Raw genomic sequence first — 22,501 nt, forward strand, 5'->3', positions numbered from 1 at the left:
AGGCGCGTTGGCAGAGTGGCCATGCAGCGGATTGCAAATCCGTCTACCTCGGTTCGACTCCGGGACGCGCCTCCAAATTTAGCCCAGGTGGTGAAATCGGTAGACACAAGGGATTTAAAATCCCTCGGCCTTAAGGCTGTGCGGGTTCAAGTCCCGCCCTGGGCACCAAATTAAAACTTGATATAAAACATCAAGTTAGGGAACAGAAAAGCCACCTTTACGGTGGCTTTTTTCATGACACAAATCACATTCCTAATAAATTCCTAATATCCTTTCCTAATATTATCCCGTGTGTTGGCCGCCAACAACCGGAACCACTTCAATTTTTCTGTTGTATCTTGCGGTCTGGGTAATGTTTTTATGACCCGAAATTACCTGTTTTTCGGCCAGCGTACCTTCCAGATCGGAGATGCCTTTTGCCTTTAAGTCGTGAAAAGTGAAATTAAAATCCAGATGAGGAAATGCCTCTTTTGCGGCGGCTCTGGCTTTTTTCCAGCGGCTGTTAAAACCATCGCGGGTATATTTATGGCCTTTGGCCTGACAAATTACATACAGGCTGACAATACCGGGATCAGTTATGAGTGTGTTACTCAGCTTCACCACATTTTCTAAGCGTTTCGTCCAGGCTTTAATTTGTTTTTTGCCGGTTTTACCCTGGCGAATAAAGATCCCGTTTTCCATTAGCTGGGCGCGGGTGAGTGACAGAACATCGGCTTGCCGCGCACAGCACAAGTAAGCCAGCTCCATCGCTACTTTAACGACAGTAGGGGCAACGGAATAAAGTGCATGATATTCCGCATCCGTGATATACCGTTCCCGCGCTTTTTCCTTGTATTGCTGCACGCCTTTACACGGATTACCTTTGACCATTCCACGCTCATAGCCCCACTTGTAGACCCGGGACAAGAAAGTTTTTTCGCGGTTGGCCTGTGTCCTGCTCTTCAGCCCGCGTTTGTCCATATACTTTCTGACATGCTCAGGTTTCACATTGTCCGGTGCCATTCTCCCAAAAACAGGGATCAGCTTGTTGGCATATTTCCGATAGTCTTTTTTGGTGTCTGTCGCCAGATCCTGAAACGTGGCTGAAGCCAGGAATTGTTTGATTAATTTTGACACGGTGTTTTCCTCGCGTGACATGTCACAGATAATTTTTTCATACTCCGCCCAGATAACTGAAAGCGGGGCGTCCAGAGGGCAAAGGGAAATCGATCCCCCTCTGGCTGGATGAAATTCAAATTTGGTTTTTCCCCGATAGACCCGTTTGGGTAACTTGGCATCGGCGGCGTTCTTCCTTGTTCTGGCCATAATTACATGTTCTCGAAATCGGGCTCTTCGGCAGGCTTAGAGTAACGGGTGGCAATCATGGGGTGGTTAAAATGCTTCCAGGTTGTTCGGGGTTTACCGTCTTGGCGCGTAATAAAGAAAATGCCATGTTTGGCCAGTGCCTCGCATTGTTTGGAGGGAACTTGATACCCAGTCAATTCTTCCATTTCTTCATCGGTGATAATGTCGCAGTGGTTTTTCATGGTCTTGCCTCATCATTGATAAAATGAGCAGATCAGCGGTGTCACAAGCGCGGGTAATCTCTGCCTGATCACAGGGCGCATTTTTGATGCTGGCGGCTAATCGTCCCAGTTTGATATCGAAGTCAGTTAATAGTTGTTGTCCCGGTTGCCAGGGTTGCATGATGGTGCTCCGTTCGGTGGATGTCCCATCATGCTATGCATTACGTGACCAGATTTCTGATTAGGCTTAATCAGGTTTACGGGTGAGGAATAAACTGTCGGCCTCTGCCTTCTGGTGGTTGTCAACCGGCTCGATTTTGACTTCGGGCGGGAAGTCGTAGAAGACGGCGCAGCGGCGGTCAGTGATGACTTGGCCGCTGGTTCCATCAGGCAGGGTAAGTCTGATGGGCTGGTAACGTTTATGTTGATGTTTAAGCATGGGTCTTGCCTCTTGTTTTCTCTCTAATGGCCATCTTTATCCGTGCGAGCTGAACAGTGGTCGGTTTGTATTCAGCGGAGGCATTTGCATAGTACCGGTTAATGACCGCGTTCTCTTGTTGCGATATCAGCATCAGGTTTTCAATCGCACAGTTTTGTTTATCGTCATTGATAAATTTAATCACGCCGCCTTTGGGGATCTGGCCATGATGTTGTTCCCAAACTACCCGATGTTTCAGTTTCCATTTATTGGGTTCAGCCACTTTTATTTTGATATAACCGTCCTTGGTCACGGCTTCACTGTCAATAACCAGAGAGTTATGGGGACGGTTATTTTTCTTAAATGATCCTGAATTTGAACCGGTTAACCCTTTTGCGCCTTTGTTGGCCGGAGTGTGACCCTTCACAAAACAACCGCTGCGGCCTGTTTTTAATCCCAATCGCTTTCGCAGTGCATTAATGGCATCAGGGGAACGAATCACATTAAATTGCCGGTTAAAGGCGACGGTGAGATTACCCAGCCGTAATAGATAATGTTGCCGCATCCAGGCTTCCATTGCCGGGGTATAGACAAAATTCGCCATTATTTCACCTCCAGATATTTGGGCGCGGACTGAATTTCGTTATCACCCAACATCTTTTGCACCGTAAGTGCCAGTTTGCCGTTTTCCACAATTTGGTTGGCGACAGCCGAAACCGCCTTTGAACGGGCAATTTCGTTTTCGAGTTCTTCACCTTTCAGCGCTTCATCAGAAAGGCGTTCTAACTGTGCAAACAGATGATTATGCAGATCTTCCAGATTATTTTTCATCGTACTGTCCCTCTCAATGTAATTGACCATGACGGTGGACGGAATTCAGTTGGCCTACCAAGGCCGTTTTCAGTTGTTCCAGGGCGGCCTTTTCCATGGGGGCAAAATCTTCGGTTTTGTCCGCCGACCAGGTCACTTCGCACTGCCCGATTTCTTCGTTATAAAAGATACTGACTTCAAGTCTTGCTGCCATTATGTGCTCCTCAATGCCCGAATCATCGGGCATAAATTGATGGTTAACGAACCTGCAAACTTATTTCCCCAATTTCGAGATGTGCGCCCGGTATGGTTTCACCGCGTTCGATAGCCGCCTTAATCGCTTTTTTGTCCGGTGCGGTGATGGTCTGCACATCCACTAATTCATCGGGCAATAACATCTCATTATCGATAATGACTCTGGCGATACCCTGACGCGCACTGAAGGTATTTTTCGTGGTTCTCAGGCTGTTCAGTTCGGCTTTGAGCAAGCAATCCAGCACATATTTCTTGAGGTGTTTAACCTGACTTTCAAAGGATTTTTTGCGCTCAGTCAGTCGCCTGGCCTCATCGTCCAGCGTTCGGGCCTGCCCTTCAAGATTGCGGACATGGATCATGATGGTATCCAGTTTGTCACCTAACTCACCCTCAAGACCTTCAAGGGTATCGGCGATGGCTTCCGGTGAAAATTCACCGGCTGCTATCAATTTTTGCAACTGATCATAGTCGGCGGCTAATGCAATCGCAGTGGTCATGAGTTTGCCTCTTCCAGTTTAGATAAACAGTCTTTTTCGATTTCAGTTAAACGGCGTAAGCGGCCTGATAGATAGCGTTCATACTCTTTGTCACCGAGTGACTTCGCGTTCTTGAGATGCACGTCGATTTCACGGGTCAGTGTGGATGCAATGCCCCTCAGCTCATTTTTAGTGATCGCCGTTTTCATGGTTTCGGTGTTGCGTGCAAACTTCTCGTCCAGCTCCTTACGTAAACGGGTGAGATCTTCGGCTTTATCACTGGCGGCTTTGATACCGAATTCAATTTTGTTTTCAGCCAAGTATTCTGGGTTATCGTGCATCCCCATAAAGACATCGGCGCTAAACCCAAGCATGGATAAGGCTTTTTTGATGGCGTCTGTCAGGGATTTCTTAAGCACTTCACCGTCTGCTTTTGGTCCATAATTTGATTGGTAACGATAGGGTGTCGCGCCATAACTGATGAATGATGCACGTTCGCCATATTCATCTGCGTACCAGAATAAAATCTTGATAGAATGGTTCTGGGTAAAAATTAATGAGCCATCACCATCACGCAAAAAACGGGTGGCTATTTGTTTATTACGCTCATCCAGAACGGGTTCAGTCATGGGAATGCCGTCGATAGATTTTTCTTCCAGAATGTCATAGCCCCAGCCTTTACCAATTGGGCCAAATATTTCAGTGGCTCGCATCAGCATATAGTTACTGTTGATGCTGGTACCGCTATAACCCATCCCTTCCAGTGGCTTGGTAAAACGCGGATCGGTACGCTGAACCGCTTTCCAGATACGCAGATTGGCCTGCTGTTGATTACCCTGTGCCTTGATGGTTTCTTCGAGCAGATCGGCACGGTGCTGGAAATTATCATTACTGGCGTTCTGGCCACTGACTGGCAATAATGGAGTGATTTCATCATTGGCCGCCGTTTTGGGTGCGGTTTCCTCGGTTTTTGGTGCCGCTTTCTCAGTTTCTGGTGCAGCTTCCTCGATTTCTGGTGCGGCTTTCTCAGTTTCTGGCGCTACTTCTTCGGTTTCCGGTACAGTCTCCTTTTTGGCTGGTTTGGTCTTTCTGGTTTTACGGGGTTTAGTTTCGCTTTTTTCCGCTTTCATTTCGGGCGTTGTCTGGGTTTCAACTTCACTGACAGTGCCGTTCTCTGATGAGGTTTCTGGTATTGATGCCGGTTCGTCAGGCGCATCCTGTAATTCAGCGATGCGGGTATCACTTAAGGCGTGGTTCAAAAATGCCTTCATGTTGTTAAAGCTTCTCAAAAACTCAGGGCGCCGTTTACCTTCGCGAACTATCTTGAAAATTGTTTCGCGTGGGATAGATAAAGCATCCGTTCTGATACGAAACGCCATAGACCACCAACGCCATGTTTTATCGTTATCTGCAATGAGTTGTTTAGCGGCCGTCAAACTGTGTGACATAACCGCCCAGCAATGAAAATCCCCGTCCAGTAATGCCAGCGCGATTTCTAAATCCAGGGTGGCATAAGTATGAACAAAATCACGTTTGTTAATGGCTGGGGTTTGAGCCGGTTCGAGGCTTTTAGCCTGCCAGGTTGTGCCATTGAATTCATATTCAGTCGCAAACTTCTCATCAAATTTACCCACGGGTGGGCGAGGAGAGCCGACCCGATCTTCACAAATAATGGGATTATCGGTGTTAAATTTATCCATATCATCAGGATAGAATTCACCTAAATTCACAATGGCCATGGCTTTCGCCATTTTGATGGAGTTGGCTTCAAGCGCGATGGCTAAAGATATCGCACCGCCCTGTTGAGCCGCTGGAGTCGGCTCAAATACACAAACATAAGTTGTCATGGGTCTTGCCTCTTGTTAATTGCCTGTTTTAGCCAGTCTGATGGCTTTTCGAATGCCGGCTTTGGGAAGCCGAACAGCGGAATAAAGATCCTTGACAGGATTTGAGTAAACCATCCCCGTTGTCGGGTAATACTCCACCCGCCGCTTTCCACCAAGAATGGAAATATGGGTTACCCCTTTCACGGAATCACAGTTATTTTCATGCTCAACAGCCGCTAAGCCTGCATCCAGAATCATTTCAATCACGTCATTGATGTCTTGCATAATTCACCCGGGTTTAATAAGGAAGCTCCATATCGGAAGCAGAAACCGGTTTACCTTCAATGCATAAGAGCGACTGGATGTGGTCTTCAATCCGGTTCACTTCTACCTGCGCATGGGACAGTACTTTTTCTTTTTCAGCCTTAAGTGCGTTGATCTGCGCCTGGATGAGATCAGACTTATTAACTGACGGGAGCGTGATTTCCACGTCATGCTGAGAAACTAATGCCCCCCAAAAGGTAGTGTTCACAGGTTCATTGGTGAACGTGGTGAACTCAATCTGTCGGTCAAAACCTTCTTTGGCATACACATAGAGGGTAATTTTGAGAGTCTTGGGTTGTGCTTTCATAGCAACTCCTATATATTGTCGTGGATCGATGAGTTATCATTGGTCTTGCCTCTTTGAGCGGATTGGTCTCCGCTCTAAGAAACCCGGTAGCTTTGGTCGGCGACCCGGGGTAAAAGAACCCACTTCGGTGGGTTTTTTTACGTCTGTAATAAGTTGCCCGTCTTTCCGGGCTGTCAGGTTATTGATTGCCTCTTACGTATCATCATGTAGATGACGATGGTCTCCGAACTAAAAGGTGCTGGTTACGCTATCCAGCGTCGCTTTACCCTGGTCAAGGCTGACGACCGGTTTAGTTGCCTCTTTGGTGCATCACGCTAATGGTGATTGGTCTCTTTCTGACTGTATCCCCTGGTGTTGAGATAAAAGTCAGTTGTCATCGAGTGGTAATCATGGCAGGTCGCGATGAGTGCTGCGGTTCTCCTCCTCCATGACAACTGAAACTGCAAATTTGGTCTTGAACACTTAACCTAAACGGCTGCTGTGCCGTATTGTCTGAGCAAATCATCTACCTCTTCATATGCCGGTAGCGGCTACTTCGTGGGCGTCCTGCCTGTTTGCTGTTGATGTAATCATAATCACATAACGTGTTTTTGTTGTCAACACGAAATGTGATTTTTCTTGTTATGATTATCTATGTACATGATTAAGCTATTTATTTTAAATTTGGAAGGTGGATAAAAATCGAATTGGATTTATGAAATAATGAATAAAACCACCCTAGCGGGTGGTGTGTTGTGGTTAATAATGACCTTCTTTTAGAAAGTAATCCTTGCGAAAGCCATAGTCACATCAGTTAACGCTAAAATTTTCAGAAAAAATAAATTTTGATTTTCCATTTATTGAAATTATTTAAAATTTATATAATTTAATAGATTGATAATCAAGCAAACGATATGTGCTATGCTTTCTTTTGGTTTCTTTTATGTAATAATTCTTCTAGTAGCTGATTATAATGTTGTTTTTTCTCCTCAAGATTTTTTAAGAGCTGATCAGCTTCACTATCCGGTAGCTCATCAAATAACTCTAAGAGTATTTTTTGTCGCGGAGTGAGTTTGGTTTCTTCTGTTGTACAAGACATGGGCAAGTTCGCACAATCAGTTGGACCGAACATTAACTCGGCTGGAGTTACATTTAAGGCATTTGCCAGGATCACTGCATCGTCAGCGCTGACGTTGCGTGAGCCTGACTCATAATTACCTATCCTAGATTGGGATGACCAACCACAGCGTTCTGCCAGGGCTGCTTGACTCAATCCCAATTGCTCTCTAAAGCGCTTGATACGCGCACCAATTTGATTACTCATTTTCATGATCATTATTTAACACATACCGTGTTATTCCGCTTTCACGATTTGTGTTTACAAATAACACGATTTGTGTTTAACTGATTTTAAATTAAGTAAGTGGAGACAAACATGAACAAAATTGCGGACGCTAGACGACAAGTCGGAGCTACTCAATTTGCATTAGCTAAAAAACTTAAGTGGTCACAATCTAGAATTGGCAACTATGAATCTGGTATTAGAAAACCTGATTTAGACTCATGCCGGAAAATTGTGTTAGCACTAAATGAACTAGGTGGTGAATTTTCTCTTGATGATATTTTCCCTCCTGGAGAACGTTCGATAAGACGTAGCTTATCAACACAGTCTGTAGAAATCTGATTTTCAATAATCAACATTGCGACAGGAGACGCAAATCGTGGAGCAAGATATCAATACGCTCAGAGCCGAAGTTGAGGCTTGGGCCATGGAGAGAGGTCAGGAGCATGTAGCCATTGAAGTCAGTCGTATGTATTTCCTGCTGTATCGCGGTGGTTCTCAATCCCGGTTACACCGGATTGAAGACGCATTAGGGAATGCGGACTGGAAAGCCATCAATAATAACCGCCAACAGATCTTCCGGTGGTTACGCAGTGATACGACTGCGGCACAACGTAAGATCACGGAACTGTTGCCAGCGATAGAAGCAGCATTGCCGGTAGAGCGACGAGCGAGGTTGACTAATGAAGATAATTTGAATTATCTTGCATCAATTGCGATCAAAGAATTTGCTGCGGCAATGAGTGAAACGCTTTTAGGAGGCCGTGACATGTCACGACAAATAATGAATGCGATAACAGCATTAAATGCAATACCGCGTCTGACCAACGTTTAAAACATAAGAGGCAAGACCAATGATAATCGATACGATTACCTATCGTGACGGCTTTCGTCTGAACGGTAACCCCGCCACACGTGAAGAAATTTTACCCATCTATGAAAGCCGTAAGGAAGCGGCTCTCGCGATGCGAGTCAATGATGAAAAAAATAAATCAACACTGAGCACTGACAATCTGTCATCTGATGAAGATCAGAAGGCATGCTGTGCTATCGCTAAAAAATGAGGAGGCTGAGATGAGTATATTGGAAAAAATTAATCAGCTTTCATTTGAAAATCCTATTCATCGTTTGATATTGCTGAAAATTCTCAATAGCGGAAATATGGACGGTATTGGAGAAAGGATCATTTCTCATGAAGACATGGCACATTTTTGTTGTTGTCATTCCATGGTTATTTTTAGAGAAACTAAAAACCTTGAAAATCATGGTATTATAAAGGTAAGAAAAATATTTACCATCACTGATGGAAAAGTAAAAACAGAGCCTTTTCGTGCCTATGAATTACAGGAATTAGTGTAATGGATAAGCAGAACATTACTCCTGTAGTGAGTGAAATAGGTAAAATAAATATCACTGGTAACGTTATTCCGGCTGTTTGGTGGCAATTTATAAAATTCCCATCAGGAAAACCGGATAGCACAGCAATTATTTTGTTGTCTGAAATTGTGTATTGGTATCGACCAACCGAAATCAGAGATGAACTCACTGGTGAGCTTAAGGGATTTAGAAAGCGTTTTCATAGCGATAAATTACAGCGTTCTTATCAATCATTTTCGGATCAATTCGGTTTTACAAAGCGAGAAGTTACGGATGCACTAAAACGCCTTCGCGATCATGGATTCATTACACTGGAACTCAGAAAGATTAATACTGCTAATGGAATTGTTAACAATGTATTATTCATCGAACCGGTGGTGGATACACTAATAAATATAACCAACCCTAATGATTTGGGTGATTATCAAACAAAAGATGAGCCTGTTTCTTCCCCCCCTGTTACGTTGAAACGTAATAGGGGTTACGTTGAAACGGAAGAGGGGTTACGTCAAGACGTAATAGCCCCTACGTTGAAACGTAAGACAAATACAGAGATTACTACAGAGATTACTACAGAGACTAACTCTTCTTGTCAGGTTCCCACGGAACCCGACCACAACCCAGTTCAACAAGTCTTGGTTTATTTCAATCAGGTGACCGGTTCTAACTACCGTGATGGCAAAACCACGATGGGGTATATCCGTGCCCGACTGGGCGATGGTTATACAGTGGACGACCTGAAGCTCATCACTGACTACCTGACGACCAAATGGCGGGATGATGGCAAGATGCGGGATTACTTACGCCCGAAGACCCTGTTTGGCCCGGAGAACTGTACGGAGTATTTCGATAAAGCATGCAAGTGGGACAAAGCGGGGCGTCCTGCCTGTGTCAATGGCCGCTGGCTGAAAGCCGGAGAAACCGCCATCACCATCGATACTGTGGAGCGCGATGCCACGTTCCGACAACTGTTTTCAACCGGCTGGACACCGACGAACCGTATTCAGGAAATGGCAGCGCAACTTGCGCGTAAAGCGGGTTTAGGACGGATGAGTGAGGTACCGGCATTGGCTGCCTGGCGTGGGATCTGGAAACAGGCCGCGGAACAGGCGGCGAAAGAGCCGTGTTCTGACCAGTAACTAAAACACTTTCTGACCAAAAGCGGATAAACAAAAACGAGGTAAGACCCCATGAACAACGAAAACGATGTCAACAAACTGATCCTGGATAACCGTCATATTGTTGATGATGGCTGCGATCACACTGACCGTATTCTTGATGATTTAAATCAAGCAGCACGGGCACGTAGTCGCCAGCCTTACCAGCCTAAGCCGAAACTCATTCCAGTGGCAAAACCTGTGACAGCAGCAGAACCCAGCATCAACATTGGGAAGCGATTTAACTATGGCCAGAATATTGTCCGGGGCATGTATGAACTCACTCGGCTCGGCAGAACAGCAGAGTACATCGCCATTTTGCTCCGTATGCCACTGGGCGATGTCCAGCGGGTGTTATTACGTAAAACGCCCGTTCAAAAGACAGTCTACAAACAGGTGATGACAGCACCTAAACCGATTGAAAAAGAAGTTATCAAGCGACTTTCAGCGGAATCGAGGGAATAGCCGTTTTTTTAAACATGCCTGAATGACTGGCGTGATGTGATGTAAGACTCAACAAAGGAACCCGTATGTTAAATGTTATCGATAAGAAAACCTTGCCCGTAATCGCAGGCGTTGAAATCACCACCGATGCGGAAGGACGTTTTAATCTGAATGCGCTACATAAGGCAAGTGGCAGGGAAAAGAAACATGGCCCAAGTTATTGGCTAGCACTTGAGGGAACTATCCAATTAATTTCAGAATTGCAAAACCAAACTACCGAGATCACGGTAGTTAAAAAAGCAGGGCGCACGGGGGGGACTTTCGCTCACGAACTTTTAGCTATCGAATATGCTGGCTGGATTTCCCCAAAATTCCGTCTGCAGGTTAACCAAACCTTTATTGACTACCACTCAGGCAGGCTGACAACACCACAATCGGTTTTACCTAATGCTAAGCAACTGGCGCTGATGGTCATTCAGGCTGAAGAGGAGAAAGAGCGGCTTTCGCTGGCAGTGAACCAGTTAGAGCACCAGATCTTTGAAGATGCGCCGAAAGTTGAGTTTCATGACAAAGTCTCTGCGTCACATGGTTCCCTCAGCATTGTGCAGGCCGCTAAGGTTTTAGGTACAGGTCGAACCCGTTTGTTTGCATTCCTGCGACAAATCGGCTGGGTCACCCGTCGCAATGAACCGTATCAGGAAAAAATACAAGCAGGCTTGATGGATGTGAAATTAGGTCGTTGGGAACACCCGGAACGCGGCATTCAGGAATGTATCACGTCACTGGTGACGGGCAAGGGATTAATTAAATTACAAAAACTTTGGACATTGAGAAATCAGACTCACTGAGAGAGGCAAGACCAATGAAAACATCAAACAACTTTTTGCATTACCTAAAAGACGAAGTGATCGGTTACTGGGAAATTCTGACCGATGAAGAATTCTGGCTCCATATGCTCGCCTTGTTCCTGCTGCTGACCTTTCCGGTTTCACTGCCGGTGATGGCGTTGATCCGGTTTGTTTACGACTGGCTGGGAGAATAACGATGGATAAGCAATTAAACACGGAAAGCAAGGTATACACGGCGGAAATCGAGCTGACAGGGTTTATTCTCTACGGTAACGCTGATCTTCGGGCAAGTGGGCGCATTTACCATGATGTTAGTTAATCAATGCTGGTCTGATGGCACTGAAATCATTACGTCATTGGTTCAGAATATTCATTCCTTTAATGCTGATGGTTTTATCCGTACCCGCAATTCGGTTTATAAGCTCAGGAAATCCAATCATGGCTAAATCCCCCGCAGAACGTAAAGCCGCCCAACGTCAGCGCCAGCAGGAGGCTGGCGTTACCAAAATAGAATTGCTCCTTGATAATCAGGAATTGGCGATGCTGAAGCGCAATTGTGCACTGCGCAGACCGGGCAGGGAGCCTTACGACGTCAATGAATACCTCACGATGTTAATTCGAATGGATGACCGTTCATTAAAACAGCAGGTGGCCGAGCTACAGGAACAATGCTGTGGAAAATGTGGTGAGTCTTTACCGGTGGCTGAATGCTGTTTTTCGGGTGAAGCCGCGTGTTGGAATACATTGGGCTGGCATGAACTGAAATTAACACTATAAAGAGTTGTTAATGGGTACAAGACGCGGTTATCTGTTTCGTTTATTGCGATTTTCGTTTGTTTCGATTACACTCGTTATAATGACTAACATACCAGGTATACACATATGAGTAATGCAACCTTAGCCGGCTTGAATCTTCCGGCAAAGCATGAGATTGAAATCGCAATGCGCAGCCAACGAGAGCTGGCTGCGTTTCTTTCCACCCAATTAGAAACTCAACAGATCACTATCAAAGGTGCAGATAACACATTTCACTCAATTGAATTACCGACCTCAGCATTAACCATGTTGATGAATATACTGGGTGAATTAGCAGTAGGTAATGCTGTGCAAATTGTACCGGTGCACGCTGAACTGACGACACAAGAAGCGGCAAATATACTGAATGTATCTCGCCCTCATTTGGTGAAGCTATTGGAAGAAGGGAAATTACCTCACCATAAAACGGGAAGACATCGTCGAGTGTTATTTTCTGATTTGATGAAATACAAAAAGCAACGTGATGCTGACAGTTTGGCTGCGATGCAAGAACTTGCAGCTCAGGCACAAAAACTTGAACTGGGTTATTAAAGGATGAAATATTCTCCTTATCCTGTGGTACTTGATGCCTGTGTTCTGTATCCGGCAAGATTGCGTGACTTACTGATGCATTTAGGTCTGGCTGGCCTGTATCAACCAAAATGGTCAGCCACTATTCAGGGAGAATGGAAGAGAAATTTACTGAAACAGCGCCCTGATATCAAGCCTGAAATGCTGGAACACACAACAGCGCTAATGAATAAAGCCTTGCCAGATGCCAATGTCACAGGTTTTGAGTCATTAATTGAAGGATTAAGACTCCCTGATAAAGACGATCGCCATGTATTGGCAACGGCCATATGTGCAAATGCAGAAGTCATCGTTACTATGAACCTGAAAGATTTTCCTGCCGATATTTTAAAGGAATTCAATGTCGAAGCACTTCATCCGGACGAATTTATTTCAGACCTTTTTGACTTAAATCACGCCATTGCGCTGGAAGCTGTCAGACAACAACGCATAGCACTAAAAAATCCACCGATGTCGACAAGTGAATTCTTAGATATGTTGCTAAAACAAGGGTTACCAATGACGGTCAAGGCGCTGGATGCTTACAAGTTTATTATTTAGTTTTACTCGTAGTAGACACATGGTTTGTTGATTCTTGAGGATCATCACTGATGAGTACGATGTATAATCCGCCCCATCCGGGCGAGCTAATCAAAGAAACGATGGAAACCTTAAACATGAGTGCCAGGGCATTAGCGAAGGCACTGGAGGTTGCCCCTTCTACGGTACAACGGCTGATTAGCTGTCAGTCGCATGTTTCCCCAGAAATGGCGGTTCGTCTTTCTGTGGTTATCGGCAGTGCCCCGCATGTGTGGCTGGGAATGCAGAATGCCTATGATATCTGGCATATTAAGCAAAATCTGGATACGTCCCGCTTGCAGAAATTGTCGGTAGCATAACGGATTGTAACCCGCTAAAATTATTCCATCGGCCTGAACACCCGAACCTAAACCGAAGCTGCTGTGCCATGACCTCAAAGGATCAAGAATGGCGCAGCATAGTTTTATCAAAATTTCCGACGACACGCTGAAACCGGCTACCCCAGCGGCCAGAGACTACCTGCATTTCAAAGTGAAATGTGGCGATGTGCTGTATGCGGATTTCAAGAAAGCCCGTAACCCGCGTTTCCACCGCAAATATTTTGCCCTGTTGAATCTTGGGTTCGAATACTGGGAACCCACGGGCGGCACGATCTCCCCCGAAGAAAAAGCCCTTGTGCGCGGCTATGTCCAGTTTCTGGCCCACTTCGCTGGCAGTCAGGATGCCTTACAATCGGCGGCTGATGAATACCTGTCTGGCCTGTCGAAAAACCGTGCTCATAACATCACCGCCACCAAATCCTTTGATGCCTTCCGGCGCTGGGTCACGGTGGAAGCCGGGCATTACGACACCTATGAAATGCCTAATGGCAGCCTGCACCGGGAACCCCGCTCTGTCAGTTTTGCCAAAATGGATGATCTGGAATTTCAGGCACTCTATAAAGCCACACTGAATGTGCTGTGGAACTTCATCTTGTACCGCAACTTCCCGACCCGTGATGCCGCCGAAAATGCCGCTGCACAGTTGTTTGATTTTGCGTGAGGAGGAGGCAAGACCAATGACCAACAGTGAAAAACAGTGGCTGTCGGATGTGGCTTCGCTCGGTTGTATTTGTTGCCGTAATCTGGGGTTGGGGGCGTCGCCGGCGGAAATCCATCATGTACGAGCCGGGCAGGGGATGGCACAGCGAGCCGATCACTTCTCCGTGCTGCCGTTATGTCCCCGCCACCATCGGGCCTGTTATCCCACAGGATTCCATGCGGCACCGAAAACATGGCAGACGACTCATGGGACAGAAATTGAATTATTAGCACAGGTTAAAAGGGAAGTAGAAGAGGTACGGCTATGTCGGGTGTGAATATATCAAGCAAGATGAAGGCAAGGGGCGCAGAATGATTTATCCGGTAACATGTGGAAAAGGTGACGAATATCTGAGGTTGCGTACCCTTGAAAGTGTTTGGATACGTGGACAGTTAAGTGTATGGGGGAACTGGTCTGCCATTCGCAAAGTACCCCAAGCGGCAGGTATTTTTTCCCGATTATTGGCTGAGCCGGTGATAAGTAAAAAAGCCTTGCGCATGGCGATGAAAAGAATGAAACAGGCCGGTCTGACAGAAGAAGAACTGCTGCGGATTTTTGGCCGGATGAAAGACAAAAAATCGATCAGTAGCTTATGGTTTTGTACGGATGCGGAAGGACTAAGAATAGATGCGGTGATCGCCAGAGTCATGGAGGATGATCCCGGTTTACTGAATGTCCTTAAAGAGCATTATGTGTATAAAAAATCTTATTATTGCATTGCCGCTGAAATGCATGAACGTCATCCTGAAACTTCGTTGTCAACCTGTCGCCGTCGGGTTGAAAACTGGTTAAGGGTGGCGGAATTTATGTTATATCGGCCTGTGTGTGATGAATTGGAAATACAAGACCATTACGTTGATTAAAAAAGTTTGACTTTTTGAACAATAAAGTTAATATTTTCCTATACGCTTCGCGAAGCTATACCCGCAAGCAGCGAAATTCAAAGAAAACCTGCCCTGTGCAGGTTTTTTTATACCTGAAATAAACATAAGGCTTGCTGTTTTGCCTGGTCAGAGTTACATGTGTATTCACGCCGACTTACTGACCAAAAGGTTAAATTTATCATGCTAAAACATGAAGATATGACAACAACAGCCGCCTGTGTTTTAGAAACTCTTTCCCATGATAGTTGGGTGACTGTTTCTGATGTTTACAAATTAACGGGGCTACCTGAACCCCGTTGCCAATTATTATTAACGCAATTTCGTCTGGCTGGATTAATGGAAAGCCGGAACGATGACACGTTTTTCAAACGTTGCCCCTGATAGGGGCAATGCTTTAAGCGGTAAAAATCAAAGGTGGGTGGATAACCTGCCTTTTACGCCGTGGCTTTCCAGAGAGTCCGTCAGCGCCGATATATGGAATAGCCAGTGAATTTAAGTAGTATCACATTAGTCAACGACGACTCTCTGAGATTTATCAAAACCCTGCCGGATAACTGCATTGACCTGATCGCCACTGACCCGCCGTACTTTCGCGTGAAAGACTGTAGCTGGGATAATCAGTGGCAAGATGTGACGGCCTACCTTGTGTGGCTGGATGAACTGTTGGCCGAGTTCTGGCGGGTACTGAAACCGAACGGCAGCTTGTATATATTTTGTGGTTCGCGTCTGGCGGCTGATACGGAACTGCTGGTGCGGGAACGGTTTAACGTGTTGAACCATATTATTTGGGCGAAACCGTCTGGCCCGTGGCGCAGGCACAATAAAGAAAGCCAGCGGATGTATTTTCCCGCCACTGAGCGGATCATCTTTGCTGAACATTATCATGGCCCCTATCACCCGAAAGGCGATGGCTATTTCAAACAGTGCAGGGAACTAAAACAGGCGGTATTTAAACCGCTGGTGGATTACTTTCGCAACGCACGAAAAGCATTAGGTGTCACGGCAAAAGACATTCACGCCGCCACGGGTAAGCAGATGGCCGGTCACTGGTTTAGCGATAGCCAGTGGCAGTTACCCAATGAAGGGGATTATCAAAAGCTACAGGCATTGTTCGACCGTATCGCTAATGAAAAGCACCAGCGTGGTGAACTGAACACGCCTTATTCTGAGCTGGTAGAGTCCCATTTAACCCTGTCACGCCAGTATGACGAATTGCGGCAGGAATACGGCTTAATGCGTCGCCCGTTTACAGTCACCGCTGCTGTGCCCTATACCGATGTCTGGCAGTTTGCATCGGTGCAATATTATCCGGGTAAGCATCCGTGCGAAAAGCCGGCTGACCTGATGGCACATATTATCCAGTCCAGCAGCCGTGAAGGGGATATGGTCGCCGATTTCTTTATGGGTTCTGGGGCAACACTGAAAGCGGCTTTGAAGTTGAATCGTCGCGTGTTGGGTGTTGAACTGGAAAAAGCGCGGTTTAAGCAGACGGAGCAAGAGATCAACTTAGAGTTGACCACTCAATAAGGCACCATCGTCTATCAAATTTTATGCCTATCGATAGGGAAGATATCGTTGAGATAAAAATTTGGCTTAAATAAAATTTCTGGTTATTTAGCAGCGGAATGAAATGGCCTTTATTAATTCATCGTTAAATGAGGTGCTTATGTCTGAAGTTAATAATCCAGAAAAGCAGTGCAAAATTATTCCCGCACAATACAAGATTAACACAGTAACCGCGCCTGTCGGCTCTTGTCCGTGGGCGATCATACAGGTGTACCTGGGAAATAAATTACACCGCAGTGATTGGGATGCGCCGGGTGAACACATGCGTCTGACGTCTCAATCATCAGTTGATGAACCTGTTTATATAGAAAAGAGCAATAAGCATGGTGAATGGTTTCCTTGGCAGCCCACCCCCGATGACCTGATGGCATGTGACTGGCATCTGGTGAACTCAGGGGTAAAACCACAGCCTGCTGATTGTATGCTGAGCTTTGATCTTGCAGTGGATACGGGATCTTTTTCTAACAAAGATCAAATGTGGGGATACCTGGCTGACGCTGAATTTGAACCTGCTGGTGAACATCTAGGTCCTTTCGGTACATTGATTAACCTCCAAAATAAAACAATTATCACAAAATTCTCGTTGTTCGTATGGGATGGGTTAAACCAGAAAATCTTTATCCGAGTTTCTTCGGATAATAATCAAGACGGTTATCAGAAGCTGGTGGATTTATTTAAGAAAAGCCTCACGATAACGGTGGACGGCGTCGCTTATCAATTGGGTGGCAGTATCGACAGCCATTTATTTGGTAAGCACGAATACGAGTTTATTGGCGAGTATGATAACAGTGATGCCAAAAAGTTAGGTAGTCTATTGCAACAACCAAATGCAGGCAATCCGCTTCCTTACTGTTTCAACTGGAAATAACTCGCCTCAATTTACACGTTGAGTTTTGGGCTGCGCTTCATTTGGCGTAGCTTTTTTATCGCCACTTTCCGTTTTTGCTCCCTCATTTGAGGGGGGAAATAAGAAGTGGCCATCAATTCATTAATCGAATTTGCCACCGCAATCACTCACAGAACCTCAGTATCGCTATTGCGGCTGGCAACCCACTTACTACAACTCACAGGGGCGAACCTATTTCACCCCACGGACGCCCATTATTCTAATGGGGTGGAATATGAAGATGAAAGAAAATCCTGATTTATGGGCTGACATGTTAAATGGCCTAAAAAACTCGTGGCCGCAAATATCCGGCTCAGTGTTGGCAATAGCCATTTGTTACGGCCGACTAATTTACGACGGTGTGGAACGTAAGAACCGCTGGGTAGAGGCGCTGCTTTGTGGGGCCTTATCATGGAGTGTATCCAGTGGTCTGGAGATGTTTGGCATTCCTATCAATTTTGCACCGGCTATCGGGGGCGCCGTTGGTTTTATTGGCGTTGAGAAAATACGCGAGTTTGCTGTTCGTGCGATTAACAAACGGTTGGGGGATAAATGATGCCCAGAGGCATTGGCAATAACAATCCGGGCAATATCCGCCACGGTGACCAATGGCAGGGACTGTGCAGCAGGCAGACTGATCAGTCATTCTGTCAGTTTATTGCACCAGAGTACGGTATTCGGGCGATGATCAAGATCCTGCGCAATTACGTGAAACTCTATGATGACAGGACCATCCGCCAATTTATTTCCCGTTGGGCGCCACCGAGTGAGAATGATACCGAGAGTTACATCACCTATGTGAGCCGCTCAGTCGGTATCGATAGTTGTGCAGTGATTGATGTTAACGATCAGCGTGTTATGACAGTATTAGTCAAGGCGATGATCCAGATGGAGAACGGCCAGCAACCCTATTCACCGGAGACGTTCGAACGGGCGTTTGAGTTGCTATGAAATGGCAATTGAAATTTGGCGTTGTGATTATAGGTATCGCGCTGATTGGTTATGCTGCACACTCCGTCTATTCGGTATATGCAGAAAACGGTCGGCTGGCGAGTGAAAATGAATCACTGACCCAGCAGAACCAGCGCCAGCAGTCCATCACCGATAACGCCTACCACTCTATCAGGTTATTCAATGACATCTCACGCATTAATAGCGAAAACCGACAGCGGTCAGCCGTGGATTCTGAGAAAACGCAGGCTGCCATCAAAACGGTTGTTGTCAATCATGATTGTGCCCATCGTACTATTCCTGATGGGGTTGTTAGCCGGTTGCAGCAGCACACGAACCGAATACGTTCAGATTCCGCCAATACCGATCCCGGCGCATCTGCTCGCTGACTGTCAGCCGCCTGCAATACCGGACAAAATGACATGGGGTGACAGCCTGATTTTAAATGAACGGTTATTGACGGTGATTGAACAGTGCAATCTGGATAAACGGGCGATACGGGAAATTGAAGAGAGCACCCCACCACCTCAGAGCAAATAATACTGAGGTGGTGGGGTGCATTCAGATACAGTGTCAAGTTAGTTGTGATTAAATTATCGGGTTGGGGGATATCCATGCATTACCCAATTTAATACACTTTGTTCTACTAAGGTGTTTTTAGTTGGATAGTCAAGGCTATTAATTGCAGCACCATATATTTGTTCAGTATGCGCACGCTGGGTATAATCAGCTAGCTGCTTAACCCTCTCACAAAAGCGTGAACTGTTAAACGCTGTGGTGGACATGTATGGAAGTACATCTTGTCGGTATCTATTAATAGTTATATTTATGGTGTGTGGACATTGTGGACATAAAACATATTTAGCCATGGCACCAGTAGCTCCGCGACCATGCTCCGACATGAATCCCAAGCAAGCAAGATAGGATCTTATAAAAGTATAAGAGCAAGAAGTGCCCCATGCGTCGTTAATTGTTTGATTTACACGTGTGGCGATTTCACACCGCAGAGAAATAACTCCATTGCGTCGGTATTCTGATACAAATCCATGCGCGACTAATCTTTCAAAAAATTCGCGACAGTTCATAAGAAAAGGCTCCCTAAGAAATCTTTGCATTCAAAAATATCTACCCATCCTCAACCAATAACAAGCGAATAATGCTTAACAATTAGTTACTCACTGAAACTAAACCCAATATTTCTCTATCCATTCCCTGAGTGACTACAGAAATAACCCATGCTGCCACCCGTTCCTATCGCGTACGGCTGGTGGCATTTTTTATATCTGAATTTCACCGCGCATTCGTACGCGCACATCTAATCCGAGAACCTTCCAGAAAGTGAGCCTGAGAAAACCGCTAATAGCGTAGTTGTCTCGGGGCGGCCTTTCTGTACGAACAGGTTCACTTTCTATAAGGAACTACGCATGAAAACACTGACTTTGTTTAATACCCCTGTCCGCATCAATGATGATGGAATGGTTTGTTTAACTGACATGTGGCGTATAGCTAAAGCCAGAGTCGAAGCGGGTGATAATGATTTCTTGGGTGGCAGGGATATTGAAAAACCTTCGCCCAAGTAAATTCAAACGACTGGAATCAACTCAATTATTTATCAAGGAGTTATCTAAATGGGATTCAAAAGCCCATTTAGAAACTATACAAGGAAAGCATGGCGGTACATTCGGAAGTCGATTTGTTGCTTATGAGTTTGCTGGTCATATTGATCCGGCATTCAAAGTTGGTGTGTATACCGTTCTTGATAAATATTTCTCTGGTGAATTGATTTCAGTAGCGAGTTACATGGCAGAGGCAAATATGGCTGCGTACACCTACAACCAAGAAGCTACAATTGTCAGCGATTGCGCCCGCACTCTTAATTATTGGGGAAGAGGTGGACGTAAGGCTCATTTGCTCGATAACAAGAAACAAGCGGAAAACAGATTACAGCTCGCCATGCAATATAAATAACAGGCAGGCTCTAAAATTGGAGCCTCCTCAAAATTGAGTGGACTGATTTCATTAGTGAAAATGGGAATGCTGTCGAGGTCCTCAGTTTGGTGACCTCGGGGTATATCGATATCGATACTCCTTTGTGTCGGGGTATTGCTTGCCCGTATTAGCAATGCAGCCAGACCAAAGTCCAATTATCGGATATTGGACGATAAATCACTTTCTGAACATTTTCTCAGCATTTTATATCACCACAGTGCAAAAATTGTCGGGGTTATATCAACCGAGGCAGTTGTTTATTCTGAATTCAGCAACAGAGAGGTAAATATGCCTGAGCACCAGATACGGACACGTATTACTGCACCAGGACTAATACGGGACCTTGCATCCAAGGAAGAACGAAAAGCCAGGATGTTGCTGGGTATCGTCAAACTAAAGCGATATCACGGACTCAATAATGAAGAACTCGAGCAAGTGATGAAAATAGCTTGTGAATTATCGAAGTAAAAGGAAACGAAAATGGCCGCGCCAAAGGGCAATCGGTTTTGGGAGGTCCGAAGCAGTCATGGGCGGAACCCGAAGTTTGGTTCGCCTGAGGAACTGTGGAAGGCATGTTGTGAATACTTTGCATGGGTAGAAGAAAATCCGCTGTATGAGACAAAGGCGTTTCATAATCAGGGTGAAATCGTCTACGCGAAGATGGCAAAAATGCGGGCGATGACCTTATCCGGTCTGTGTATTTTTCTGGATATTTCACGCTCAACATGGACGGAATATACCAAGCGCGAAGATTTTTCGAATATCACTACGCGCGTGGAACAAATTATCTACGACCAGAAGTTTTCAGGTGCAGCCGCGGATTTACTCAATGCGAATATCATTGCGCGGGATTTGGGGCTGAAAGAGCAAACGGTGAATGATCACCTTTCCACTGACGGCTCAATGTCTCCCGCCAAAATCATTCTGGTTGCCGGAGGCCAGCATGACGACAGCACGGATTGAACTGCCACCGAAATTGATCCCGGTATTCAGTGGTAATTATCGTTATCGTGGTTCATACGGTGGACGTGGTTCGGCAAAGACGCGAACTTTTGCATTAATGACAGCCATCCGTGGCTACATGGCTGCACAGAATGGACAATCAGGCGTGATACTCTGCGCTCGTGAATACATGAACTCTCTTGAAGAATCCTCAATGGAGGAAGTGAAACAAGCAATACGCTCTGTTCCGTGGCTGGCTAGCTTCTACGATATTGGCGAGAAGTACATTCGGACAAAGTGCAGGTCAGTCAGCTATGTCTTTGCCGGCTTACGTCACAATCTCGACAGTATCAAATCAAAGGCCCGAATCTTAATCGCATGGGTCGATGAGGCGGAGTCAGTCTCTGAAATAGCCTGGACAAAACTCACTCCAACCGTGCGTGAAGAAGACTCTGAGATTTGGGTGACATGGAACCCCGAAAGAGACGGCAGTGCTACCGATAAACGGTTCAGAAAGAACCCGCCGAAAAATTCAATCATTGTTGAAATGAACTATGGCGATAATCCGTGGTTCCCGTCTGTGTTGGAAGAGGAGCGACTGAGTGATCAGTCACGTCTTGACCCGAATGCTTATGCTTGGGTTTGGGAAGGTGCGTATCTGGAGAACTCAGATAAACAGGTACTGGCGAACAAATACCAAATTAAGGATTTTCCGGATGAGCTGTGGCAGCAGGCTGACCGCTTGTTATTCGGGGGCGACTTCGGTTTTGCCAAAGACCCCAGCACACTGATCCGCATGTTTACGCTAAATGATTGCCTGTATATCGACTATGAGGCTTATGGTGTTGGCGTAGAGCTGGACCACATGCCTGCGTTTTATGATCAAGTGCCGGAGTCACGTAAATGGCCTATTAAAGCCGATTCTGCCCGACCGGAAACCATCAGCTATCTGCGCCGACAGGGGTTTAATATCTCCGCCGCTAAAAAGTGGCAAGGTAGCGTTGAAGATGGTATCAGCTATTTACGCGGCTTTAAGCAAATCATCATTCACCCGCGCTGTAAGCACACAGCAAAAGAAGCCCGGCTCTATGCCTACAAGACAGACCGTATTACCGGCGAAGTGCTGCCGGTGATTGAGGATGCGAACAACCATTGTTGGGATGCGAGCCGTTACGGGTTGGATGGCTATATCAAGAAAAAAGGCAGTTTCTTTACAACCAAGAGGTAATG

At 45.8% G+C, this 22,501-nt stretch carries 41 protein-coding genes and 2 tRNA genes; 31 read left to right on the forward strand and 12 right to left on the reverse strand.

Features of this window, described 5'->3' with window-relative positions:
• The first annotated feature begins 1 nt into the window (after position 1).
• A tRNA-Cys gene (locus WDV74_RS06985) sits at positions 2–75 on the forward strand.
• 6 nt (positions 76–81) lie between these two features.
• Positions 82–168 (forward strand) — tRNA-Leu (locus WDV74_RS06990).
• Between the two features lie 114 nt (positions 169–282).
• On the opposite strand, the gene WDV74_RS06995 is transcribed toward WDV74_RS06990, so the two are convergent.
• From WDV74_RS06995 to WDV74_RS07050, 12 genes are all read right to left on the reverse strand, one after another.
• A complete protein-coding gene (locus tag WDV74_RS06995) occupies positions 283–1,305 on the reverse strand; it encodes a tyrosine-type recombinase/integrase (RefSeq protein WP_273571048.1) in 1,023 nt (340 codons plus the stop codon).
• 2 nt (positions 1,306–1,307) lie between these two features.
• The gene (locus WDV74_RS07000) at positions 1,308–1,526 is read right to left on the reverse strand and encodes a DUF4224 domain-containing protein (RefSeq protein ID WP_273571047.1); all 219 of its coding nucleotides are present in this window, start codon (positions 1,524–1,526) and stop codon (positions 1,308–1,310) included.
• Positions 1,495–1,686, reverse strand: coding sequence for a hypothetical protein (locus WDV74_RS07005; protein ID WP_273571046.1), 192 nt, complete (start codon positions 1,684–1,686; stop codon positions 1,495–1,497). The genes WDV74_RS07000 and WDV74_RS07005 overlap by 32 nt, the downstream gene beginning before the upstream one ends.
• A 66-nt stretch (positions 1,687–1,752) precedes the next feature.
• Positions 1,753–1,944: a hypothetical protein gene (locus WDV74_RS07010; RefSeq protein WP_273571045.1), complete on the reverse strand. Its 192-nt coding sequence runs from the start codon at positions 1,942–1,944 to the stop codon at positions 1,753–1,755.
• Positions 1,937–2,527, reverse strand: coding sequence for an HNH endonuclease signature motif containing protein (locus WDV74_RS07015; RefSeq protein ID WP_338885285.1), 591 nt, complete (start codon positions 2,525–2,527; stop codon positions 1,937–1,939). The genes WDV74_RS07010 and WDV74_RS07015 overlap by 8 nt, the downstream gene beginning before the upstream one ends.
• Positions 2,527–2,754 (reverse strand): hypothetical protein, encoded by a 228-nt coding sequence (locus tag WDV74_RS07020; protein ID WP_338885286.1) that lies wholly within the window; start codon positions 2,752–2,754, stop codon positions 2,527–2,529. Before WDV74_RS07020 ends, WDV74_RS07015 begins: the two co-directional genes overlap by 1 nt.
• A 13-nt stretch (positions 2,755–2,767) precedes the next feature.
• Positions 2,768–2,947, reverse strand: coding sequence for a hypothetical protein (locus tag WDV74_RS07025; RefSeq protein WP_338885287.1), 180 nt, complete (start codon positions 2,945–2,947; stop codon positions 2,768–2,770).
• 43 nt (positions 2,948–2,990) lie between these two features.
• Complete coding sequence (locus WDV74_RS07030; protein WP_273571041.1) at positions 2,991–3,485, reverse strand: siphovirus Gp157 family protein; 495 nt, start codon at positions 3,483–3,485, stop codon at positions 2,991–2,993.
• Positions 3,482–5,311, reverse strand: coding sequence for a hypothetical protein (locus WDV74_RS07035; RefSeq protein WP_338885288.1), 1,830 nt, complete (start codon positions 5,309–5,311; stop codon positions 3,482–3,484). Before WDV74_RS07035 ends, WDV74_RS07030 begins: the two co-directional genes overlap by 4 nt.
• A gap of 15 nt (positions 5,312–5,326) precedes the next feature.
• Positions 5,327–5,575, reverse strand: coding sequence for a hypothetical protein (locus WDV74_RS07040; protein ID WP_273571039.1), 249 nt, complete (start codon positions 5,573–5,575; stop codon positions 5,327–5,329).
• 13 nt (positions 5,576–5,588) lie between these two features.
• The gene (locus WDV74_RS07045) at positions 5,589–5,921 is read right to left on the reverse strand and encodes a hypothetical protein (RefSeq protein WP_273571038.1); all 333 of its coding nucleotides are present in this window, start codon (positions 5,919–5,921) and stop codon (positions 5,589–5,591) included.
• Between the two features lie 898 nt (positions 5,922–6,819).
• Positions 6,820–7,224 (reverse strand): helix-turn-helix domain-containing protein, encoded by a 405-nt coding sequence (locus WDV74_RS07050; RefSeq protein WP_273571037.1) that lies wholly within the window; start codon positions 7,222–7,224, stop codon positions 6,820–6,822.
• Positions 7,225–7,335: 111 nt separating this feature from the next.
• Here WDV74_RS07050 and WDV74_RS07055 point away from each other — a divergent pair, with 111 nt between their 5' ends.
• The 29 genes from WDV74_RS07055 to WDV74_RS07195 all read left to right on the forward strand — a co-directional run bounded on the left by WDV74_RS07055 (position 7,336) and on the right by WDV74_RS07195 (position 22,499).
• On the forward strand, positions 7,336–7,584 hold the full coding sequence (locus WDV74_RS07055) for a helix-turn-helix transcriptional regulator (protein WP_273571036.1): 249 nt from the start codon (positions 7,336–7,338) through the stop codon (positions 7,582–7,584).
• Between the two features lie 37 nt (positions 7,585–7,621).
• Positions 7,622–8,077: a toxin YdaT family protein gene (locus WDV74_RS07060; RefSeq protein ID WP_338885289.1), complete on the forward strand. Its 456-nt coding sequence runs from the start codon at positions 7,622–7,624 to the stop codon at positions 8,075–8,077.
• Positions 8,078–8,096: 19 nt separating this feature from the next.
• Complete coding sequence (locus tag WDV74_RS07065; protein WP_338885290.1) at positions 8,097–8,306, forward strand: hypothetical protein; 210 nt, start codon at positions 8,097–8,099, stop codon at positions 8,304–8,306.
• Positions 8,307–8,316: 10 nt separating this feature from the next.
• The gene (locus tag WDV74_RS07070) at positions 8,317–8,601 is read left to right on the forward strand and encodes a hypothetical protein (protein ID WP_074018647.1); all 285 of its coding nucleotides are present in this window, start codon (positions 8,317–8,319) and stop codon (positions 8,599–8,601) included.
• Positions 8,601–9,758, forward strand: coding sequence for a conserved phage C-terminal domain-containing protein (locus tag WDV74_RS07075; protein WP_338885291.1), 1,158 nt, complete (start codon positions 8,601–8,603; stop codon positions 9,756–9,758). Before WDV74_RS07070 ends, WDV74_RS07075 begins: the two co-directional genes overlap by 1 nt.
• A 51-nt stretch (positions 9,759–9,809) precedes the next feature.
• On the forward strand, positions 9,810–10,241 hold the full coding sequence (locus WDV74_RS07080; RefSeq protein ID WP_273571032.1) for a hypothetical protein: 432 nt from the start codon (positions 9,810–9,812) through the stop codon (positions 10,239–10,241).
• Positions 10,242–10,306: 65 nt separating this feature from the next.
• On the forward strand, positions 10,307–11,068 hold the full coding sequence (locus tag WDV74_RS07085; RefSeq protein WP_338885292.1) for a phage antirepressor KilAC domain-containing protein: 762 nt from the start codon (positions 10,307–10,309) through the stop codon (positions 11,066–11,068).
• Positions 11,069–11,082: 14 nt separating this feature from the next.
• Positions 11,083–11,262, forward strand: coding sequence for a hypothetical protein (locus tag WDV74_RS07090; protein ID WP_273571030.1), 180 nt, complete (start codon positions 11,083–11,085; stop codon positions 11,260–11,262).
• A 2-nt stretch (positions 11,263–11,264) separates the two neighbouring features.
• Positions 11,265–11,387: a hypothetical protein gene (locus tag WDV74_RS07095; protein ID WP_338885293.1), complete on the forward strand. Its 123-nt coding sequence runs from the start codon at positions 11,265–11,267 to the stop codon at positions 11,385–11,387.
• Positions 11,374–11,514, forward strand: coding sequence for a hypothetical protein (locus WDV74_RS07100; RefSeq protein WP_338885294.1), 141 nt, complete (start codon positions 11,374–11,376; stop codon positions 11,512–11,514). The genes WDV74_RS07095 and WDV74_RS07100 overlap by 14 nt, the downstream gene beginning before the upstream one ends.
• Complete coding sequence (locus WDV74_RS07105) at positions 11,507–11,845, forward strand: hypothetical protein (RefSeq protein WP_273571028.1); 339 nt, start codon at positions 11,507–11,509, stop codon at positions 11,843–11,845. The genes WDV74_RS07100 and WDV74_RS07105 overlap by 8 nt, the downstream gene beginning before the upstream one ends.
• Positions 11,846–11,950: 105 nt before the next feature.
• Positions 11,951–12,415, forward strand: a complete 465-nt coding sequence (locus WDV74_RS07110; protein ID WP_273571027.1) for a helix-turn-helix domain-containing protein — start codon at positions 11,951–11,953, stop codon at positions 12,413–12,415.
• 3 nt (positions 12,416–12,418) lie between these two features.
• Complete coding sequence (locus WDV74_RS07115) at positions 12,419–12,994, forward strand: PIN domain-containing protein (protein ID WP_273571026.1); 576 nt, start codon at positions 12,419–12,421, stop codon at positions 12,992–12,994.
• Between the two features lie 50 nt (positions 12,995–13,044).
• Complete coding sequence (locus tag WDV74_RS07120) at positions 13,045–13,332, forward strand: HigA family addiction module antitoxin (protein ID WP_338885295.1); 288 nt, start codon at positions 13,045–13,047, stop codon at positions 13,330–13,332.
• An 88-nt stretch (positions 13,333–13,420) separates the two neighbouring features.
• Positions 13,421–14,014, forward strand: a complete 594-nt coding sequence (locus WDV74_RS07125; RefSeq protein WP_338885296.1) for a DUF1367 family protein — start codon at positions 13,421–13,423, stop codon at positions 14,012–14,014.
• Between the two features lie 16 nt (positions 14,015–14,030).
• Complete coding sequence (locus tag WDV74_RS07130; RefSeq protein WP_338885297.1) at positions 14,031–14,330, forward strand: Ref family recombination enhancement nuclease; 300 nt, start codon at positions 14,031–14,033, stop codon at positions 14,328–14,330.
• A 34-nt stretch (positions 14,331–14,364) separates the two neighbouring features.
• Entirely contained in the window at positions 14,365–14,916 is a 552-nt protein-coding gene (locus WDV74_RS07135; protein ID WP_338885298.1) for a DUF1133 family protein, read from the forward strand.
• A gap of 201 nt (positions 14,917–15,117) precedes the next feature.
• Positions 15,118–15,318, forward strand: coding sequence for a hypothetical protein (locus WDV74_RS07140; RefSeq protein ID WP_338885299.1), 201 nt, complete (start codon positions 15,118–15,120; stop codon positions 15,316–15,318).
• 105 nt (positions 15,319–15,423) lie between these two features.
• Positions 15,424–16,464 carry a site-specific DNA-methyltransferase gene (locus WDV74_RS07145; protein ID WP_338885300.1) on the forward strand — a complete coding sequence of 347 codons (1,041 nt, stop codon included), beginning with the start codon at positions 15,424–15,426 and terminating at the stop codon, positions 16,462–16,464.
• A 139-nt stretch (positions 16,465–16,603) separates the two neighbouring features.
• Complete coding sequence (locus WDV74_RS07150) at positions 16,604–17,371, forward strand: MW1434 family type I TA system toxin (protein ID WP_273559885.1); 768 nt, start codon at positions 16,604–16,606, stop codon at positions 17,369–17,371.
• Between the two features lie 259 nt (positions 17,372–17,630).
• Positions 17,631–17,945 (forward strand): phage holin, lambda family, encoded by a 315-nt coding sequence (locus WDV74_RS07155; protein ID WP_338885557.1) that lies wholly within the window; start codon positions 17,631–17,633, stop codon positions 17,943–17,945.
• Positions 17,945–18,340, forward strand: coding sequence for a structural protein (locus WDV74_RS07160; RefSeq protein WP_338885558.1), 396 nt, complete (start codon positions 17,945–17,947; stop codon positions 18,338–18,340). Before WDV74_RS07155 ends, WDV74_RS07160 begins: the two co-directional genes overlap by 1 nt.
• Positions 18,337–18,729, forward strand: coding sequence for a hypothetical protein (locus WDV74_RS07165; protein ID WP_338885301.1), 393 nt, complete (start codon positions 18,337–18,339; stop codon positions 18,727–18,729). The genes WDV74_RS07160 and WDV74_RS07165 overlap by 4 nt, the downstream gene beginning before the upstream one ends.
• A gap of 28 nt (positions 18,730–18,757) precedes the next feature.
• Positions 18,758–18,880, forward strand: coding sequence for a hypothetical protein (locus WDV74_RS07170; RefSeq protein WP_338885302.1), 123 nt, complete (start codon positions 18,758–18,760; stop codon positions 18,878–18,880).
• An 884-nt stretch (positions 18,881–19,764) separates the two neighbouring features.
• On the forward strand, positions 19,765–19,920 hold the full coding sequence (locus WDV74_RS07175) for a hypothetical protein (RefSeq protein WP_338885303.1): 156 nt from the start codon (positions 19,765–19,767) through the stop codon (positions 19,918–19,920).
• The gene (locus tag WDV74_RS07180) at positions 19,898–20,308 is read left to right on the forward strand and encodes a KilA-N domain-containing protein (RefSeq protein WP_338885304.1); all 411 of its coding nucleotides are present in this window, start codon (positions 19,898–19,900) and stop codon (positions 20,306–20,308) included. The genes WDV74_RS07175 and WDV74_RS07180 overlap by 23 nt, the downstream gene beginning before the upstream one ends.
• 309 nt (positions 20,309–20,617) lie before the next feature.
• Positions 20,618–20,797 carry a hypothetical protein gene (locus WDV74_RS07185; protein WP_273559872.1) on the forward strand — a complete coding sequence of 60 codons (180 nt, stop codon included), beginning with the start codon at positions 20,618–20,620 and terminating at the stop codon, positions 20,795–20,797.
• A gap of 12 nt (positions 20,798–20,809) precedes the next feature.
• On the forward strand, positions 20,810–21,292 hold the full coding sequence (locus WDV74_RS07190; RefSeq protein WP_338885305.1) for a DNA-packaging protein: 483 nt from the start codon (positions 20,810–20,812) through the stop codon (positions 21,290–21,292).
• Positions 21,273–22,499, forward strand: coding sequence for a PBSX family phage terminase large subunit (locus tag WDV74_RS07195; RefSeq protein WP_338885306.1), 1,227 nt, complete (start codon positions 21,273–21,275; stop codon positions 22,497–22,499). Before WDV74_RS07190 ends, WDV74_RS07195 begins: the two co-directional genes overlap by 20 nt.
• The last annotated feature ends 2 nt before the right edge of the window (positions 22,500–22,501 follow it).

The organism is Xenorhabdus sp. TH1, from assembly GCF_037260955.1.
GTDB classification, from domain to species: Bacteria; Pseudomonadota; Gammaproteobacteria; order Enterobacterales; family Enterobacteriaceae; genus Xenorhabdus; species Xenorhabdus griffiniae.